This is a genomic window from Caldithrix sp. (assembly GCF_056497305.1).
Window position 1 is genome coordinate 1 of the sequence record NZ_JBSMDE010000034.1, and the last position, 17,546, is coordinate 17,546.

Annotated in this window: 17 protein-coding genes; 4 read left to right on the top strand and 13 right to left on the bottom strand. The window is 44.6% G+C overall.

Going from position 1 to position 17,546, the window contains the following annotated elements; all coding sequences use genetic code 11:
- Positions 1-449: 449 nt before the first annotated feature.
- Complete coding sequence (locus ACWB0I_RS02900; protein ID WP_479386533.1) at positions 450-893, top strand: type II toxin-antitoxin system HicB family antitoxin; 444 nt, start codon at positions 450-452, stop codon at positions 891-893.
- Between the two features lie 388 nt (positions 894-1,281).
- On the opposite strand, the gene ACWB0I_RS02905 is transcribed toward ACWB0I_RS02900, so the two are convergent.
- Genes ACWB0I_RS02905 through mtaB form a run of 3 tightly spaced genes read right to left on the bottom strand, consistent with a single transcriptional unit; the run spans position 1,282 to position 4,857 of the window.
- Complete coding sequence (locus ACWB0I_RS02905; RefSeq protein WP_479386534.1) at positions 1,282-2,262, bottom strand: MBL fold metallo-hydrolase RNA specificity domain-containing protein; 981 nt, start codon at positions 2,260-2,262, stop codon at positions 1,282-1,284.
- Complete coding sequence (gene miaB / locus ACWB0I_RS02910) at positions 2,255-3,559, bottom strand: tRNA (N6-isopentenyl adenosine(37)-C2)-methylthiotransferase MiaB (RefSeq protein WP_479386535.1); 1,305 nt, start codon at positions 3,557-3,559, stop codon at positions 2,255-2,257. Before miaB ends, ACWB0I_RS02905 begins: the two co-directional genes overlap by 8 nt.
- A complete protein-coding gene (mtaB, locus tag ACWB0I_RS02915) occupies positions 3,556-4,857 on the bottom strand; it encodes a tRNA (N(6)-L-threonylcarbamoyladenosine(37)-C(2))-methylthiotransferase MtaB (RefSeq protein WP_479386536.1) in 1,302 nt (433 codons plus the stop codon). Before mtaB ends, miaB begins: the two co-directional genes overlap by 4 nt.
- 253 nt (positions 4,858-5,110) lie before the next feature.
- On the opposite strand from mtaB, the gene ACWB0I_RS02920 reads away from it, so the two are divergent.
- Positions 5,111-5,692 (top strand): hypothetical protein, encoded by a 582-nt coding sequence (locus ACWB0I_RS02920; protein ID WP_479386537.1) that lies wholly within the window; start codon positions 5,111-5,113, stop codon positions 5,690-5,692.
- Between the two features lie 4 nt (positions 5,693-5,696).
- On the opposite strand, the gene ACWB0I_RS02925 is transcribed toward ACWB0I_RS02920, so the two are convergent.
- From ACWB0I_RS02925 to ACWB0I_RS02940, 4 genes are all read right to left on the bottom strand, one after another.
- Entirely contained in the window at positions 5,697-6,677 is a 981-nt protein-coding gene (locus tag ACWB0I_RS02925) for an NAD(P)-dependent oxidoreductase (RefSeq protein ID WP_479386538.1), read from the bottom strand.
- Between the two features lie 1,150 nt (positions 6,678-7,827).
- Entirely contained in the window at positions 7,828-8,127 is a 300-nt protein-coding gene (locus ACWB0I_RS02930) for a GYD domain-containing protein (protein ID WP_479386539.1), read from the bottom strand.
- A gap of 7 nt (positions 8,128-8,134) precedes the next feature.
- Positions 8,135-8,602, bottom strand: coding sequence for an aminoacyl-tRNA deacylase (locus ACWB0I_RS02935; protein ID WP_479386540.1), 468 nt, complete (start codon positions 8,600-8,602; stop codon positions 8,135-8,137).
- 60 nt (positions 8,603-8,662) lie between these two features.
- On the bottom strand, positions 8,663-9,283 hold the full coding sequence (locus ACWB0I_RS02940; RefSeq protein WP_479386541.1) for a SagB/ThcOx family dehydrogenase: 621 nt from the start codon (positions 9,281-9,283) through the stop codon (positions 8,663-8,665).
- A gap of 143 nt (positions 9,284-9,426) precedes the next feature.
- Here ACWB0I_RS02940 and ACWB0I_RS02945 point away from each other — a divergent pair, with 143 nt between their 5' ends.
- Positions 9,427-9,984 (top strand): hypothetical protein, encoded by a 558-nt coding sequence (locus ACWB0I_RS02945; protein WP_479386542.1) that lies wholly within the window; start codon positions 9,427-9,429, stop codon positions 9,982-9,984.
- A 105-nt stretch (positions 9,985-10,089) separates the two neighbouring features.
- On the opposite strand, the gene ACWB0I_RS02950 is transcribed toward ACWB0I_RS02945, so the two are convergent.
- The 6 genes from ACWB0I_RS02950 to ACWB0I_RS02975 all read right to left on the bottom strand — a co-directional run bounded on the left by ACWB0I_RS02950 (position 10,090) and on the right by ACWB0I_RS02975 (position 15,771).
- Positions 10,090-11,373, bottom strand: coding sequence for a HAMP domain-containing sensor histidine kinase (locus tag ACWB0I_RS02950; RefSeq protein WP_479386543.1), 1,284 nt, complete (start codon positions 11,371-11,373; stop codon positions 10,090-10,092).
- Between the two features lie 2 nt (positions 11,374-11,375).
- Positions 11,376-12,059 (bottom strand): response regulator transcription factor, encoded by a 684-nt coding sequence (locus ACWB0I_RS02955; RefSeq protein WP_479386544.1) that lies wholly within the window; start codon positions 12,057-12,059, stop codon positions 11,376-11,378.
- Between the two features lie 475 nt (positions 12,060-12,534).
- Complete coding sequence (locus ACWB0I_RS02960; protein WP_479386545.1) at positions 12,535-12,903, bottom strand: TraR/DksA family transcriptional regulator; 369 nt, start codon at positions 12,901-12,903, stop codon at positions 12,535-12,537.
- 326 nt (positions 12,904-13,229) lie between these two features.
- A complete protein-coding gene (locus tag ACWB0I_RS02965) occupies positions 13,230-14,264 on the bottom strand; it encodes a zinc-binding dehydrogenase (RefSeq protein ID WP_479386546.1) in 1,035 nt (344 codons plus the stop codon).
- A gap of 2 nt (positions 14,265-14,266) precedes the next feature.
- On the bottom strand, positions 14,267-15,301 hold the full coding sequence (locus ACWB0I_RS02970) for a hypothetical protein (RefSeq protein ID WP_479386547.1): 1,035 nt from the start codon (positions 15,299-15,301) through the stop codon (positions 14,267-14,269).
- Positions 15,302-15,309: 8 nt separating this feature from the next.
- Positions 15,310-15,771 carry a hypothetical protein gene (locus ACWB0I_RS02975; RefSeq protein WP_479386548.1) on the bottom strand — a complete coding sequence of 154 codons (462 nt, stop codon included), beginning with the start codon at positions 15,769-15,771 and terminating at the stop codon, positions 15,310-15,312.
- Between the two features lie 160 nt (positions 15,772-15,931).
- Here ACWB0I_RS02975 and serC point away from each other — a divergent pair, with 160 nt between their 5' ends.
- Positions 15,932-17,017, top strand: coding sequence for a 3-phosphoserine/phosphohydroxythreonine transaminase (gene serC / locus ACWB0I_RS02980; protein ID WP_479386549.1), 1,086 nt, complete (start codon positions 15,932-15,934; stop codon positions 17,015-17,017).
- Positions 17,018-17,546: the final 529 nt, after the last annotated feature.

The following is a 17,546-nucleotide window of genomic DNA, read 5'->3' on the forward strand; positions in this document are numbered from 1 at the left end:
CATTCTGAGAATCCCTTACATTGGCAGACCATTCGAAAGAGCAATGTAACTCGTGCTTCAGTCCGCGACTTTTTACGGGCGAAGCATTTATGGCGAGCTTTTGTTTTAAAACCCATCCCCCCGGCCCCCTTCCCTTTAAAAAAAGGGAAGGGGGAGTTTAAATCTTTGCTTTGTAAGATTTGATTTCTAAATGTTCATCTACTTTAACTTTTGGGAAAGCTTAGTAAGAATGCAGCACAAGAATTTTCGCATCCTGCTGTGGCGGGATTAGATCTTTTGAAGGAAGTATTCTAAAGTGCTGTCGTTGGCGTGAGAGTAATGATTAGCACGAGGCCATAGCTATTAGCAGGTACACACTTTCTTAAACATAGCTGGAATGGAATTGATTCTGGGCCATTAATTGAGTATATTAATAATACTCATTTTTAAATTAGGGGTAGTACAGTTCAATGAAAATCATTGTAAAAAAAGAGTTTGATGGCCATTCGTACGTTGCTTTTTGCGAAAATGTGCCGGGCATCTATGTACAGGCTGCTTCCCGTGAACAATTGGATCGACGCTTAAAAAAGGCTCTGGCTCTCATAAAGCACTTTTGTGAAGAGCGGAATCAGCCGTTTCCTACAGGTAGTGACAAGCCCGTTTTTCAGATCAGGATTAAATTTAATTCGCTATCTACTGATAAACTAATCGAACTCTTTAAAAAAAATAATTACCACGTTGAATACTCAGACAACGAATCTGTGGTTTTGATGAATTCCTCTTTTCCCTTTAATCATATTCATTTATCCATGACAGAACATCTGTCTCCGATCATTGTTCACAAATTGTTCGGCAAGCAAAATGCCATCTATGTTGGTAAAAACTATTTAAAACTGCGGAAAACCGCGCCTTAACCAAAGGCCAAATTCCCATCAACAACAAAGCTCTCTAAGAAGCTACCAGGAAAATATAGAGAATTTCCCGCAAAACTCTACAGAGTTGAATAGTTGAATGTTTGAATGGTTCAGATTCGCTACAACAGACTGCGCCATGCCAGACCTGTCTGGCTGGACAGCCGTCCAGACGGGCTGGCCTGTCTCGAAAATCGGAAGAAGGCGAATTTGTAATGGATTCTTCCTCCCACTGAAGCGGGATTCAGAATGACACTCAGCACCATTTAACTATTCAACCATTCAACTAATTAACCATTACACTCTTAACTCTTACACACATACACTTTTCCGCGGCAGCGGAAAATTTGTCCTGCAAGTAGAAGAGATTCTTCCCCCGATAAAATCGGGGTTACAGGTCCAATTCCATCTGAGAAGAGGATTCAAGGGGCCGCGCTTTGAATCCTGCAGCTCTTAGTTCATCCACAAATTGAGCAAATCCATGGGTGCAATAGACTTCAGCGGGTTTAATTTTTTGCACCAGTTCAAAGAGCTGGTGGTAATCGGCATGATCGCTCAAGGGGATGACCTCGTCAACTCCGAAACGGCGTTCGGCGTAGGGCTCCATGCCCCAGCCAGAGAGATAAATTGTGTAACCATTGGTCAGCGTTTTGTAAAACCGATGAAAGCGATAATTAACAGGAAGAAGAAGCACTTTCCCCCTTAAGCTTGAGCGATCAAACCTCTCAAAAGAGCCGAAATCCACTCCATATTTCTGGTACACCGGCACAAAACGGGCAATCTGTTGTTCCACGGCTACGGGCAAGCCGGCATCTGTTAAAATTTTGAGCGCTTCCTGCCCCTTGCCCAGCGAATAGGCAAAAACAATGGGAATCTTGTTCTGTTTCAACAGAGAGTGGCAACGTTCAACCAGACGTTCTTCCACTTCGGCTTTAGCAGGCATGCGATAACGGGCCTGACCAAAGGTCGTTTCCATAATCAGGATGTCTGTTTGGACCAATTCGAATGGTTCTACCGTTTTGGACGGTTCGAGACGGAAATCGCCGGTGTAAAGCAGGGACAGCCCGTCTTTTTGAATTTTAATCTGCGCCGAACCCAGAATATGTCCAGCCGGATGAAGAGAAATCTTGTAACCGGCCATTTCCATTTCCTGGCCGAAATCAACTACCTGGTAATCGGTAGGCTTAATGCGCTGTTTAACAAATTCCGCCGTGGGAGGGCTACACAAAATCTTTTTGTGACGGGCCAGATGATCGGTGTGTGCATGAGAGACGAAACCAAATGGTTTCACCCGTTTGCTGTCCAGCCAGAGTTCAATTTCCGGGATGTGCAAGTCCCGATCAAAATGAAACAGACGCGGTAAATCAGCCAACAGCTTCTCCAATCAAGGTGTTTGAGGTTACTTCGTTTATTTTTACGTGCACAAAGTCGCCCGTTCTTGCTCCGTTGTCCGGAAAAACAACAATTTTATTGCCATCATTACGGCCCAACAACTGATTCGGTTTTTTCCCTTTTCCTTCGACCAGGACCTCAAAAACGTGCCCCAGATGCTCCTGATTTTTCTTTAAGGCAATCTTTTTTTGCATCTCTACCAGGCGCGTAATACGCGAAGTTTTTTCTTCATCGGAAACGTCGTCGGGGTATTTACGCGAGGCAATGGTGTGCTGGCGCTCTGAATATTTGAACATAAAGGCGGCATCAAATTCGACCTCACGCATCACCTTCAACGTGTCCTGAAACTCTTCTTCCGTTTCTGTGGGAAAGCCAACAATAACGTCGGTGGTCAGAACCAGACCAGGGATTTTGCGGCGCATGTGCTCTACCAGTTGCAAGAACTCTTTTTGTGTGTAGGTACGATTCATCAATTCCAGAATGCGGTCATTACCTGCCTGTAAGGGCAGATGAATATGTTTGCAGGCCTTGGGATTATTGGCCACCACATCGATCAGTTTTTCAGGAAAATCTTTAGGATGGGGCGAAGTAAAGCGGATTCTGTGAATGCCCTCGACCTCAGAAACCACCTGAATTAAATCGGCAAAATCGAAATCCTGGTAGCGGTAGGAATTGACATTCTGGCCGAGCAGAGTGATCTGCTTAAATCCGCGACCGGCCAGCTGCTTTACTTCTTCCAGAACATTAAATGGGTCGCGGCTACGTTCCCGGCCACGGGTGTAAGGCACCACGCAAAAGGTGCAAAAGTTGTCACAGCCGCGCATCACGGCAATCCAGGCATTGACTCCACCTTCCCGCTCCGGGAAGACATCGCTGTACGTTTCAAATTCAGAAAGCGTAAAGTCCGATTCTTTTTTCCCCTCTTCAAACACATGGGCCAGCATCTCGGGCAACTTTTTGTAACTATCCGGCCCGGCGACCACATCCACTCCAACCTTCTCATCCAGCAATTCCTTACGCAGGTTTTGAGCCATACAGCCCAGCACGCCCAAAACCAGTTCTTTTTTTGTACGCCGTAATTGTTTTAAGGTATTAATCCGCTGATGCACCTTTTGATGGGCGTTCTCCCGCACCGAGCAGGTGTTCAGAAACACGACTTCCGCCTCCTCGGGTCTCTCAGCAAAGTCGTAATGATGCCGTTTTAAAATGGTCTTAACAATCTCGGTGTCATATTCATTCATCTGACAACCATAGGTCTCTATGTAAACACGTTTCAAAGCAATTCTCCAATAATTTTATCACCATCGACTTCGTTTAACCTGACGCGTAAAATTTCATTTTTAAGATTCTGTTCGCCAGGGATTTTAATACGCATGTAATTGTCACTCAGCCCTTCCCAAAAGCCATCGTAATTTTGTTCGAACAGCACTTCTACCGTTCGTCCCAAAAACTTCTGATAAAAAGCGAATTTTTTCCGCTGCCCCATTTCGATCATGATTCTGGTGCGCTTCTTTTTTACCTGTGGCTCCACCTTTGGTTTCATTTTAAAGGAAGCCGTACCTTTGCGATCTGAATAGGTAAAAACATGAAAATAAGCCAGCGGCAAATCGGCCACGCGTTTTTTGGTATTGATAAAGGCCTGCTCATCTTCGCCGGGGTAACCGACCATGATGTCCGTGCCAAAACCTATATCCGGCATGCGCTTAACGGCATAATCAATAATGGTTTCAAAATCTTTAAAAGTGTGTTTACGGCGCATGGATTCCAGAATGGCATCATCTGCGCTTTGCAGGGGAATGTGCAAATGACGACACACTTTGCTCGAGTCGGCCATGTAGTCAATCAATTCTCGGGTCACGGTTGTCGGTTCAATGGAGCTGATGCGAATACGTTGCAAACCCTCAATCTTTTCCAGGGCGCGCAATACATCCAGAAACGTTTTGTCCTGGTAGTGATAGGTGCCGATATTGACGCCCGTGAGTACAATTTCTTTAAAACCGTGATCAACCAGGGCCTGGGCTTCCTGTAGCAGGTCGTCAAACTCACGACTGCGAGCCGGCCCGCGGGCCGTAGCAATGATGCAGAATGAACAGACAAAGCTACATCCGTCCTGAATCTTTAAATTGGCCCGTGTGTGCGTGTCATATAGGCCGGTGGATTCAATAGTAAAGGGCGTTCTGGAAATTCTGGAAGTGTGCACCACCAAAGGCTGAGGCTGTTTCTGTAAATTCTCATCCAGAAATTGATCAATGGCCATCTTGTGTTCATTGCCCATGATCAAATCCACCCCGTCAATTTGACGGATGGTATCGACGGCCATTTGAGCGTAGCAACCAATAACAGCCACGTAAGAATCGGGATTTTTACGCAGGCTCTGACGAACTGCCTGACGACACTTGGAATCTGCCTGTTCCGTTACGGTACAGGTGTTAATAATGGTCAAATCCGCCTTTTGCCCGAAATCGACAATCTGAAATCCACGTTGTTTTAGTTTATTGGCAATGATGGCTGTCTCTGCCTGATTCAATCGACAGCCCAATGTATGTAAAGCGACTGTTGGCATCGGTTCAATCAAATTCTATTCTTCCCTACTCTTTTAAATAAAGTTTCAAAATTTAAAGGCAAGAGACCGCTAAGTCAAACTTAAATATCACTTAGTGGAACGGAAGTAGCGATCTCAAGCTGAAGCTTGAGTTACAGATGAGTAATTTAAATACCACTTCTTGGAACGAAGGCTTGCACAGGTTACACCAAATTCAGCCACGAAGTTCTGTTTACATTTGCAAAAATTTTGTCGTATATTATGGTAAAAGATGCAGGAAATGGCCATGAAAGAACTGACCACAATCGCCGAACACGATCTTTTACTATTAAAACAAACGCTGGAGAAAACCATAGGTTTGTCATTTCCTGAAGATACCACCCGTTTTGGCGATTTGAAATTTCACATCTATTCAGGCTCCCAGCCAAACGAATTCCACTTTCAGGTGTTCTGGGGGCCGCACAATATTTTCTCACAAAAGCATCTGCGTCTCAAAGCATCCGGCAAATTGATTGCAGAACTGGAAAAAGGTCTGAGAAAGGCTTCTTCCGAAATCGCCAGAGCAGCCATTCAATATTGCCAGGAACGTTTAAATGATTTTTTGCAGATTGAACTTCAGCCTCTGTTAGTATCCAATGGTCTGAACGCCCTGGAGATTGATATTCGCGTTCGTCGCTCCCAAAAACATCAGTCCTCCAGAAACGGGGGCTGGCCGGTCTGGTGTTTGTTGATGTCCTGGACCGATGAATTCGGAGAGTTTCAGGAATACGTTCATAAAATTGTTTTCAATGAACAAGAAAAACAATTCAAAATCCAGCCGGAATCGATTGTAAACCAGTTCATTCACTATCGCAACTCACTCATTTAGCGCACTACTCTTCCGGAACAGGCCATAAAAATGTTCCTTTTTCCAGCAACGATTGCAATTGCTGAACGCTATGGCGGGCTTTACGCTCTACGGCTTCAGCGGAATTAAAGGCATTGTGCGGAGTAAAAATGACATTGGGCCTTTGCTGCAACGCTTTGATCTTCAACAAAAAGGGATCGTCCGTCTCCTGCTTTCCGGAACGCAGAAACACAGCCAGCTTGCTTTCCTGTTCGTACACATCGAGGGCCAGGCCACCCAGATGGTCTTCCTGAATCAAGCGATCGAGATCATCGATGGGTGAAAGTTCGCCCCGCGCTACATTAATAAAAATTACGCCCTTCCTGGCTTTTTTAAGCAAGGCATAGTTGAAATAGCCTCTATTTTTTCGCGTAAGATTCATGGCGCAAACAATGATATCTGCCCGGGCTATTCCCTGTTCGATGCTCACATAGTTGGTGTCTGTAAATTTTTGCACCAGGTCCACACCCAGAACATCCATGTCCAATCCCTGGCCGATGCGCACCACTTCGTGACCCACATTACCAACGCCAACAACCAGTAACGTTTTACCTGCATTTTCCTGGCCTGTAATTCCACTGCGTGAAAACGAATTGAATCGTTCCATTTGTAAAGGCAGTTTACGCAACAGGCTCATCCACAGTAGCATGGCCTGCTCCGCCACAGCGCGATTGCAGTAGAATGGTAAATAGCCCAGCTGACCCGTGAATTGCGTGGCCTGCTGATAATCGAGTAAATGGTTGTAACCGGTGCTGCGAGAAAGAATGGCAGTTAAGCGAGCCGCCCACGATTTGGGGATTTGAGACTGGGTGCGCGTGCTGATCACCGGCGCCGGAGGAGAATCATGTCCGGCTTCCTGAATGGTTTCCCGGGCAAAACCCGCATTGATGTTCGACGGAAGGTACTGTTCGAGTAACGCTCGTTCTTCGTCAAAGGCTTCGTAAAAAAAGACGTCATAGTTTATCACAGAATGCTCCCTCTGTTTTTTTCTAATTTTAAAAAAGGAAGCCATTCAGAGCAATAAAATTCCTCGTTGTCATCTTTCCAAAAGGGCATTACGATAAATTAAAAACTTCTTTCCAAAGATTTAACGTTTTAGCTTGCAAAAATTTTTTTTGTTGCATCTGGAAAGCAGGTGAGGACTGATAAGGTAGAGGAATAACATTAAATCTGTACGCAGTCTAAGGCAGCAAAGCCGCAATCTTTAAAAAACCGCAAAGGGCGCATTTTAATTAAAAATTACGAATTACGAATTAATTTGCAAAGGGGCAACTTATGCCCAGGCGGTGAAGAACCGTGCCGGCATGTCTTTCTGAGAATCCCTTACATTGGCAAACCATTTGCAGGCGCAACGTAACTCGATTTTCGGCTCGATACTGTGTAAGAGCGATGACAGGCACTCTTTAACCAATACACTCTTATACTTTTAATTCTTGCCCTCCAACAGCGGAAGTCTTTTCACAAATGAGCCATCACCCCATCGATCTTTAGTCTGTCCAAAAAGGCGAGCTTTTGTTTTAAAACCCATCCCCCCGGCCCCCTTCCCTTTAAAAAAAGGGAAGGGGGGAGTTTAAATCTTTGCTTTGTAAAATTTGATTTCTAAATGTTCATCTACTCAAACGTTTGGTATTGCTCTGTAATTAGGCAGCTTAAAAATGTTCGCACGCTAAAATGCTAGATCTTTTAAGGGGAGTATGCTAAACTTTGTTGCCGATTTATTTACCCTGCACGGGTTCTCGCCTGCTGGCCTCTTTGCCCCGGCGGGCATGGAAAAGATTCAGCCTGCCAGTGTAGGGGATTCTACCCCCGATAAATCGGGGTCAGAATGACATTTCCGATGTGCAAAGAATTTCTCACCTCTCTTTAGCGGGGCAAGAAATAACCGTTTTCCAAGTAAAAGATTCCTCACTCTGATAAATCAGGAATTCGGGATGACAACCGGCATCAATCCTCAACATAGCACTATTTCACAAAATATTTCGTAATTGAACAGGACCTCTCTTTTGAATCTGTTACAATTTCGATGTTTTTGGCGCGCTCTGTGGTTAATGGAATTCCAGTACTGCGCTTCAAAAACTTGCAGAGCGTTCTGGTTGCTCCATTTTGAATTTTCAATCTTACAGGTCTTTGATTACTTCCAGGTATTGTTTGTAAGGAATCGCCGGCAAACTTTCGGCCTTAACCGCTCCTTTGGACATGGTAATCATGGACACTTTAATCGCTGTTTTTTCGTCCGGCGCCTCGTAAATATCCATAAAATCATACTGTCCTAATAGTGCGTAGTGATCCAGCCACTTTACTTCCGGACATTTCTCTTTTACGGTTTCAAACCACTCCCGTCCGATTTGCTCTCTGGTGCGGGCATCGGTCATGGCCGAGGGAGAGAGCTTGGTTAACAAAATGAATCTGGGCATCATTCCTCCTTTACATATTCATGGAAACATCAAAAATGGTCGGTTTTACCAGACGTTCAAAATCTTGGTATGACAATTTGATCAATTCACGATGGCTACCGGCATTAAAGGCAATTTCATCGTTTTCGGCTAATTCTTTGCAAGCGTAAACGGGCAGGCCGTACAAATTGCCAAAGGGCGGCATAGCGCCAATTTCACATTCTGGAAACAGATATTTGAACTCTTCCTCTGAGGCCAGTTCAATTTCCTGGGCTTTCATCTCTTTTTTGCATTTTTCCAGATCAAGCTGGTAGGTGGCGGGTAAAACAAACATGGCCATCTGGCCATCGACCTTGGCCATTACAGTTTTGGCCAGCTTTTTGCCCGGAATATGGGCCGAAGCCGCAATTTCCTGGGCGGTGTAGGCAGGTGAGTGAACAATCAAAACGTAACGCACCCCCTGCTCATCCAAAAAATTTCTTAATTTTTGTAATGGCATAACCTCACCTCCTCTAATATGTGAACTATCTCTTTTAATGAACACCGTTTATTAAAGTTTCTATTCAGCCGGGTAACCAACCGGAAACAGATAAACCGGAATTTCATCATCACCCAGCATTAAAATTTGTCGCACACCATCTTCATGAAAAGCGCCGACGGCCACCGTTCCCAGGTTCAAAGCGGTGGCCATGAGATAAATATTTTGCCCGATATGCCCCCCTTCCAGAAAAATGTAGGGAATGGCCCGCGCTCCGTAAACAGCCTGAACCGCCGGAAAGCGGGCGGTTAAAATAAGGCACGCCGGAGCAAGCAAAATACATTCCTGAAAAAGCGCCTCCTGAAATAATTTCTTCTGGAAATTGCCACGAAATACCATTTCGATGCGCATCGATTGCGGCTTAAACAGGTACAATCCCTGTTCCACATCCGCAGGAGGTAAGGCTAAAGAGATGAAGATTTTGAAAGGAAACAGAGCGCCTGCCGAAGGAGCCGTTCTACGCCGATCAGGCAAAATGCCCTGGGCCGCCCAAAGTAATTGCGAAATTTGCTTTAAATTCAGAGATTGCTTTTTGAAAGTGCGGTGCGACTGGCGCCTGGTTAATAGCTCTCTTAGAGTCCGGGCCTCAGGTAAATCATCTATAACGAGAGGAATTTGATGGGTTGATGCCTGGGTTTGCATCTTCCTCTCCTTTTACAAACTTTTTCTACTATTAATAATACGGATGGCATGATTAAAAATCAATTTTTTTCAAAACACAGGTGCAACTTGTTGTTCTGCTCATCGTAATGTAAAACAGTTGAACAAAAGCATAGGAACAGAAAATGAAACGCTCCATACGATGGCAGGTCTCATTATTTTTCATTTTTTTACCTGTATTCCTCTGGCCCGCCACCTCTCATCGCCTCTATTCCCTGGAAGATTTCAACGTCGATTTTGATGAAGAATCAGAATCAATTGAGATCAAATCGCACCTGATGCCCGGCGCCGTTGTGCGCATTGATGAAGATTACCGATTATTCATCAACCATTCCGAGGTAACCTTAAGTGAAGCGGATCAACGTTTGCTTGCCCAATATTATGAACAGTGTCTTTCTCTGAAGCGTGACGCCAAAAAAATCGGCCTGCAGGCAGGCAAACTTACCATCAAAACCATAGTAGGGCTGGGCACAGAAGGTCTGTATGCTCTTTTTTCCAGTCTGGTAGGCGCAGAGGATGGCGAAGAACATATTAAGAAGACCGAACAGGAAATTGAGAAAGAGGCCGAACGTCTGAAAAAACTGAGCCAGGCTCTGAAAAAAAAGGCCAAACGATTGGAGCAATTGCATTGCCGAATTTTTCAGGAGATTGATGTTTTACATCAATTGCTTGAAGAGCGGTGATCCATTTTCTACATCTCTGAGGCATCTAAGTGGGCCCGTAAGCGGTGTAATCCGTCCACGGATTGACATGAAAACAGCCCATTTCAGCAGTGCTCTGCCCTCTGATCAACTTTCCCTGCCTTCGCTTATCGTAAAAATATGCTGCTCATTTTTGTACTGGTACTGGATTTGCAAATTATTTAAATCGCAGATTTTTTTCACCAGCGCCAGGCCTAATCCCAGTGTTTGGGAGTCGGCTTTGCTCTTCGCAAAGCGCTTAAACAACTGGCTTTGGGAAAAATCGAGAGGCGGCCCGGCATTACGGATGGACAAACGATCTGCGCTGGTTTCGATCACAATGGTAGAACCTTCAGGCGCATGCTGAATTGCATTACGCACCAGATTTCTCAGAACCAATTCGAACAGATACAGATCCAGCTTTAAAGCATGGGCTTCATGCAGATGTACCTCAAAGTGCAAATTTTTTAAGTCGGCCAGTTCATGGACTGACTTCAAGTGTTCTTCGATCAATGATTTTGTGTAAATCGTTTTTACACTCCGAAACTGCCCATTTTCGATGCGCGTAATTAAATTTAAGGTATTGCCCAGTTTAGAAAGAAGGTTAATTTGTCGATAAATGGTTTTGACCGTTTCCCCATGCTTTTGCAAGACCATTTCATCGTTCATCAAACGCTCCACTTTACTACGAACAACTGCCAGCGGGGTTTGCATTTCATGGGCCATGTTTTCTGTGTACTCTCTCAAATTTTGATAATCCATTTCAATCTGGTTCAGCATCCGGTGAAACAAATCCTGCATTTTAATAAATTCCTCTGTATTGGTGGGCACCTTCTGTACAGAGGATCTTTTCCCGATCTTGTAGGTTTTCATGGTATTTAAAATCTGATTAAACGGTTTAAATAAGTAGCCGGACAGGAAATAGTTGAAAGCAATCATCCCAAAGGCCAGCACACCAAAGACGATGAACATGCTGGCTAAAAAATCATCTCGCAAGCGGTAAAAATCGCCAACATGTACGCGGGCCTCGTACAAATAGTACTGCTTACCTCTTTGTACAGCAGCCAGCCGCTTTTTGTAATGCAAAAACTCATCCAGTTCCTCTTTGTAGATTAAAGTATCTTTTACGATAGGCAACTTATGAATGAGGGTCTGATCAGCGCACTTTCTGATTTTTAAATAACCTGGCATATGGGATAGGGTAGAATCTCTTTGCAAATATCGCTTTAGGCGCATCTCAAACTTATTAAATCTTCTTTGCACATAGGACTCAATGTAGTGTTCGGCCATTTTAGACAATAAGAAGGCGCTGATAAAAAAAACCAGAAAGGTAAAAATAAGATAAAATGCCGTGGTCTGATTTAAGAGTTTTAAAGGACGCTTGGAAGTCATGATTATTTACCTTCCTCAGTAAACTTATAGCCCATGCCATACATGGCTTTAATGTAGTTTTTACCGCCAGCGGCCATTATTTTCTTGCGCAGATTTTTAATATGGTTGTAAATAAAATCGAAGTGATCGGCCTGATCGATATGATCGCCCCACAGATGCTCAGCGATGCTCTCTTTGGTCAACAGGCGATTTTGATTGTCCAAAAAGTAGATAAGCAAATCGTATTCCTTACGCGTTAAATTTATAGGCTGATCATGGACAAAAACCTGAGCGCCTTTCAGATCGATGCGTATTTCATTAAAGACCAATTCATTCTTCCCTGAAAATTTTTTTCGACGCAACAGGGAATGAACGCGCGCATTCAGTTCGGCTCGGTGGAAGGGTTTGGTTAAGTAATCATCCGCGCCCATTTCAAGCCCCTGTACTTTGTCTTCTACGGCGTCGCGAGCCGTTAAAATTAAAATAATCGTCTCCTCTGACTGGCTGCGTATGATTGGAATTAAATCCAGGCCATTCCCGTCAGGCAAACCTAAATCAAGAATGATCAGATCATAATTGTACAACAACACTTTTTCTCGTGCCCGGGCAAAATGATCCGTTGACTCGACAAGAAAGTTTTGTTCTTCAAAAAAAGCTCTTAACTCTTCTGAAAGCACACGGTTATCTTCAATAATCAACATTTTCATAGGCTACCCGTCACGATAATACAAGGTAATTCTGTAGAATTTTTGTTGCACGCCACAAAAAAAATAATCATTTTAACAGGAAAGCGCCAAAAAATAATAGACTTCGGGCCAGGAAAAGGCCCTGATTATTTGAAGCAATTCGCTCGTAAAGTCTTGTGCGGCAGCTCGATCAAAATGCGCTAACAAATGTCATTTGGAATTGTGCGCCAGTGTAAGGCATTTCTCATCTTGCCACAGGTCGCAAGCACACCGGAATGGCAGGTCGGCATAAGCCCTCACCCTTTAGGCCCCCTCGCCGTTTCAAAAAAGAATTCGTAGTTTTTTCGTAATCTCTCCAGGCCATTAGTGGCTGTGACCAGGCAACCCCTGAAGCATAATCGTTAATTTTGCACAGCAGTTCTCTGCCCTCCTGCAAGATATTTTTAAACTTTTAGCAATCGATGTTGCAGTGGGGATTAAAGAGGCGGGCGTGGCTTTAACGGACTATTTTGGATTCTTTTTGTTTGCAATCTACACAAATGCGCGTAGTAGGCACGGCGCGTAGCCGTTTTTCATCGATTTCCTTGCCACAAACACGACAAATACCATAGGTTCCATTTTCAATGCGCTCCAGAGCCTGGTCAATTTGATGCAAATATTTATCCATTCGCGCTAAAAACATGTAGGACTGTTCTCTGTTCATCGTGTCTGTACCAAACTCACTGTATTTGTAGGCTGTTTTGCCATAATCGTCTTCATTATTAACATCCCTTAAAATCTCTTCGTAACGTTGTCTTTCTTCAAGGGTCTCTTTGCGTTTTTGCAACAGGATGTCCTTAAATTTCTGTAACTTGTTCTCGTCCATTACGTGCCCTCCAACAAATTGACTGGTAAAATTTAGCATATTTTTAAGATATAAAGCAAATCATACTTAGACTAAAAGAAGGTAAAAGGAAAAAAGATTAAAGATTAAAGGGCTGGAAGGCATTAATCGGCTCAAGGGGTTTTGACCCACCCCTTAGTCCCCTCCAGAGGAGGGGAGACTAAAGTTCTCCTCCTGGGAGGGGGTGGCGGTGGGTTTGCTTTCAAGTTAAAAGGAAAAAAGATTAAAGATGAAAGATTAAAAAGGCATGGGCGGTTTGAAAATAAATCGTCCCGCCTGCTGAACAACAGCCCGGCCAATCATGTCCATTACTTATTTAGCAATACCACCTTGCCGAAAGCCTGACCGCTTTCCAGAAATTTATGAGCCCTGGCCACCTCCTCAAACTGGAACTCGCGGGCAATGACCGGCTTAAATTTACCACGTTCAATAAGCTGAACCAGCTCAATAATGTCCTTTCGTGTGCCCATGGTTGAACCGATGATCTGCTGATGCTTAATGAACAATACACGAATATCGATTTCTGCTCTGGGACCTGTGGTCGCTCCACAGGTAACCAGTTTACCGCCTCTTTTTAAGGCCCTTAAACTCTCTTTCCAGGTTAATTGACCGGGATGTTCAATAATGATATCAGCGCCCTGCCCATTGGTAATCTCCTTTACCGTTTGACCGATGGGTTGTTGATCATAACGAATGATGTAATCGGCTCCTAATTGTTTGGCCAGTTCGGCTTTTTGCTCATTGCCTGCGGTCGTAATAACACGCGCGCCAAAGGCCCTGGCAATCTGGATGGCAGAAGAACCAACCCCAGAAGAAGCGCCATAGACCAGAACGGTGTGTTCCGGCCGTACCTGTGCTTTTTGCACCAGCATGTGATAGGCCGTCATTCCGGCTAAGGGAAAGGCCGCTGCTTCACTCCAGTTCAGGTTTTGCGGCTTTTTGTAAACATAAGCAGCAGGAACCGTAATATATTCAGCCTGCACGCCGGGCATGGTTTCCCCAGGAATTTTAAATTGCGAACACAGATTCTCCTGTCCCGAAAGACAGTAAGCACAGTGGCCGCAGGTGTGAATGGGAATATTAAACACTTCATCACCGACGTTTAAGCCAAAGCGATTGTGGGCCCGTTCGCCCACACGCACCACTTCGCCCGCGGCTTCACTGCCCATCACCATGGGTAAAGGCACGCCCGGAATTCCTCTGCGCACCCAGAGGTCCAGGTGATTCAAAGCCGCCGCTTCCACACGGATCAATACTTCATCGCTTTCGATTTCCGGGATGGGTAAATCTTCAATGCGCAGAACATCGGTATTGCCATGCTCATGAATGCGAATGGTCTTCATCGTTATGTCCTTTCTTTGGCCTGAATTTCCAACAAATCATGGATGACCCCATAAGCCGTATCGGTTATGGTGGGACTGTGCTGAACCAGACATAGCGTGGCCAGCTTTTCAAAGTGTAATTGTAAAACCGAACTGCTGCCCTCGATGCTCCAGAAAGGGTGATCGCTTGCGATCTGCTGCAACTGCACCCGCGCCTGTGTCTCCCCCCTTTCCTGCCTGGCGCTTGCAATAAATTTCCAGCGCCTGTTTTGTCGGGCCGCCTGAGCGATTTTTTCCGCCGACATGAGATCGAACGAATCTCTTGTGATAGTCAGGGGATCAATGGGGTGTTCAAAAAAGACATTGGCCAGAATTGCCGTTTTCAGAGCAGCATCCCAGCCTTGCAGATCATGATCTGCGTCGGCTTCTGCCATGCCCATTTGCCTGGCCCGGACCAGAGCCTGCTCCCGGGAAGCGCCCTGCTCCATCTGGCCTAATAAAAAATTGGTGGTAGAATTCAAAACGCCCTCAAAGCCCACGATCTTTGCGCCCTGCAAACTGTATTTGTAAAGATTAAAGAGCGGGGTGCCATCCATGACGGTGGATTCGAAGAGAAATTGTACCTGTTTTGATTTTGCGCTTTCCATTAATCGTTCGTATTGAAAGGCCACAGGACCTTTGTTGGCCGTAACCACATGTTTTCCATTTTGCAGGGCCCAATCCAATCGTTCTGTGGATTGAAGCGCTCTGTTTTCCAGTTCCAGAGGCGTTAAGTCCACCAGAACATCAAACGCAAATTTACCAAGTAACTCCCGGGTGGATTCGGCGGTAAAATAGGAACAGCGTTTAGTAAAGCGGCCGTATTTTTTGAAATGGTTCAGGGCCAGTGCGCCATCAATTCCCTGTTCAGAAAACAGATTTCCATGAGAACGGGTTGTAATAGCGGTCAGCGAAAAATTCACGGGATTAAAGCCTCTAAAAGTTTGCAGATCGGTAAATAGTAAATGAACCAATTCACGGCCCACATTTCCAAAACCTAACAAAAAAATGCGGAGCATGAGTCGCCTCAGGCTTTTTGCCGGTAATAGCGCACTAACAACACTGCGCCGCCAATTAACACAAGAAGAGGCCAGAATTTAATCACAGCCATTTTGCGGACAAAAAAGAGAATGCCAAAAACGATTAACAACAGGCCGGGTATGCCATAGTAGGCTTCTCTGTTTTTTAAATAGTACAACAGCAAAAATCCCAGGCCTGGCGCAATAAACAGAATTGGCCAGAGTTTCACCATATTTTGCCAATCGGTCCAGGAACAATAGAGAAATGTTACCCCATACACCAGCAACATGATGCCCGGCAGCAGAAAGACCGTCAATTCTTTTTTCAGGAAATAGACCACAATGAACACCAGGCCACTTAAAATAATGTACAACGCCCAATTCAGAGTAAAGACATTCAGATTGTCCAACAAAAAGAGCAGGCCCAGAACCACAAACAAAATGCCAAGAAATTTTGTGCCAGCATTCATGATTACTTCTCCATTTTGTTCAATTTTTTACAAAATTTAGTTCAGTTTTAATCTAATAATTATTATATTCAAGGCAACAAAAAAACGAGAGGTGAATGTCAAAATTTCGTAAATTGTTGACCCGTGGAAAAAGTTAAACTAAAGTGGAGAGGACAAGACCATGAAAGAAGGACGTATTTACAACTTTAATCCGGGCCCTGCTGCACTTCCACTACCCGTTTTAGAAGAAGCTAAAAAAGACCTCTTAAATTACAAGGGAGAAGGTATTTCCGTACTTGAAATGAGCCATCGTTCCAAAACATTTGACGGCATTATTAAGGAAGCGGAACAACTCCTGAAAGAGGTGATGAATATTCCGGATAACTATAAAGTTCTTTTTATGCAGGGCGGGGCTACCTTACAATTTGCCGCCGTGCCTCTGAATTTGATTGGTGAAGGACAGTTTGCGGAATATGTGAACACCGGTTCCTGGTCCAAAAAAGCCATCCAGGAAGCGCAAAAATTAGGAAAACAGGTCAAGGTGGTGGCCTCCTCAGAAGAGGATCATTTTTCTTACATTCCCACAGACATTAAGGTTTCACCGGATGCAGCCTATCTGCACATTACTTCTAACAACACCATTTTTGGCACTGAATTTCACACTTTTCCGGAAACAGGCGATGTGCCGCTGATTGCCGACATGTCTTCTGACATTGGTTGTCGGAAAATTGATGTAAGCCAGTTTGCCCTGATCTACGCCGGTGCGCAGAAGAATATGGGGCCGGCCGGCGTCACTATCGTTATTATTCGTGAAGACTTGCTCCAGAAAAGTCCGGACAACATTCCTACCATGACCAGTTACAAGATCATTGGCGGTAAAGATTCTCTGTACAACACGCCACCGACTTTTAATGTGTACATCGTTAAACTTGTACTGGAATGGATGAAAGCCCAGGGCGGTCTGGATAAAATCGAAGCCATTAATCGTCAGAAGGCGCAAATGATTTACGATGTGCTCGATCAATCCTCTTTTTACCGGGGCACTGCCCGTAAAGATAGTCGTTCTTTGATGAATGTAACTTTCCGCCTGCCTTCGGAAGACCTGGAAAAGCAATTTGTAGAAGAAGCTCTGCAAAACGGCATGTTGGGTTTAAAAGGCCACCGCTCTGTTGGTGGAATTCGCGCCTCGATTTACAATGCGGTACCTCTGGAAGCGGTGGAAACCCTGGTCGATTTCATGAAGAAATTTGAGAAGGCCCATAGCTGATAAACAAAACGTATTTTAGGCTTGCCCTCAGGCTTCATCGACTTTGAGATGAGGCCTGAGGGCTTTTTTTGTCTTCTTTTTAGAATACTCCGCTTAAAAGATTAATGTATTAGCGTGCGAAAATTTTTAAGCTGCCTAATTACAGGGCAATCCCGAACGTTTGAGTAGATGAACATTTAGAAATCAAGTTTTACAAAGCAAAGATTAAAACTCCCCCTTCCCTTTTTTTAAAGGGAAGGGGGGGATGGGTTTTAAAACAAAAGCTCGCCTTTTTGGACAGACTAAAGACCGATGGGGTGATGGCTCATTTGTGAAAAGACTTCCGCTGTTGGAGGGCAAGAATTAAAAGTATAAGAGTGTAATGGTTAAAGAGTGCCTGTCATCGCTCTTACACAGTATCGAGCAGAAAATCGAGTTACGTTGCGCCTGCAAATGGTTTGCCAATGTAAGGGATTCTCAGAATGACATGCCGGCCCAGGCCTTCACCGCCTGAGCAAACTTGCCCCTTGGTAAATTAATTCGTAATTAG

Excerpts from the sequence above, each read along its gene's own strand:
- ACWB0I_RS02900 (WP_479386533.1), top strand. The coding sequence starts at position 450 with ATGAAAATCATTGTAAAAAAAGAGTTTGATGGCCATTCGTACGTTGCT.
- ACWB0I_RS02920 (WP_479386537.1), top strand. The coding sequence starts at position 5,111 with ATGAAAGAACTGACCACAATCGCCGAACACGATCTTTTACTATTAAAA.
- ACWB0I_RS02930 (WP_479386539.1), bottom strand. The coding sequence starts at position 8,127 with ATGATGCCCAGATTCATTTTGTTAACCAAGCTCTCTCCCTCGGCCATG.
- ACWB0I_RS02935 (WP_479386540.1), bottom strand. The coding sequence starts at position 8,602 with ATGCCATTACAAAAATTAAGAAATTTTTTGGATGAGCAGGGGGTGCGT.
- ACWB0I_RS02940 (WP_479386541.1), bottom strand. The coding sequence starts at position 9,283 with ATGCAAACCCAGGCATCAACCCATCAAATTCCTCTCGTTATAGATGAT.
- ACWB0I_RS02945 (WP_479386542.1), top strand. The coding sequence starts at position 9,427 with ATGAAACGCTCCATACGATGGCAGGTCTCATTATTTTTCATTTTTTTA.
- ACWB0I_RS02950 (WP_479386543.1), bottom strand. The coding sequence starts at position 11,373 with ATGACTTCCAAGCGTCCTTTAAAACTCTTAAATCAGACCACGGCATTT.
- ACWB0I_RS02955 (WP_479386544.1), bottom strand. The coding sequence starts at position 12,059 with ATGAAAATGTTGATTATTGAAGATAACCGTGTGCTTTCAGAAGAGTTA.
- ACWB0I_RS02960 (WP_479386545.1), bottom strand. The coding sequence starts at position 12,903 with ATGGACGAGAACAAGTTACAGAAATTTAAGGACATCCTGTTGCAAAAA.
- ACWB0I_RS02965 (WP_479386546.1), bottom strand. The coding sequence starts at position 14,264 with ATGAAGACCATTCGCATTCATGAGCATGGCAATACCGATGTTCTGCGC.
- ACWB0I_RS02970 (WP_479386547.1), bottom strand. The coding sequence starts at position 15,301 with ATGCTCCGCATTTTTTTGTTAGGTTTTGGAAATGTGGGCCGTGAATTG.
- ACWB0I_RS02975 (WP_479386548.1), bottom strand. The coding sequence starts at position 15,771 with ATGAATGCTGGCACAAAATTTCTTGGCATTTTGTTTGTGGTTCTGGGC.
- serC (WP_479386549.1), top strand. The coding sequence starts at position 15,932 with ATGAAAGAAGGACGTATTTACAACTTTAATCCGGGCCCTGCTGCACTT.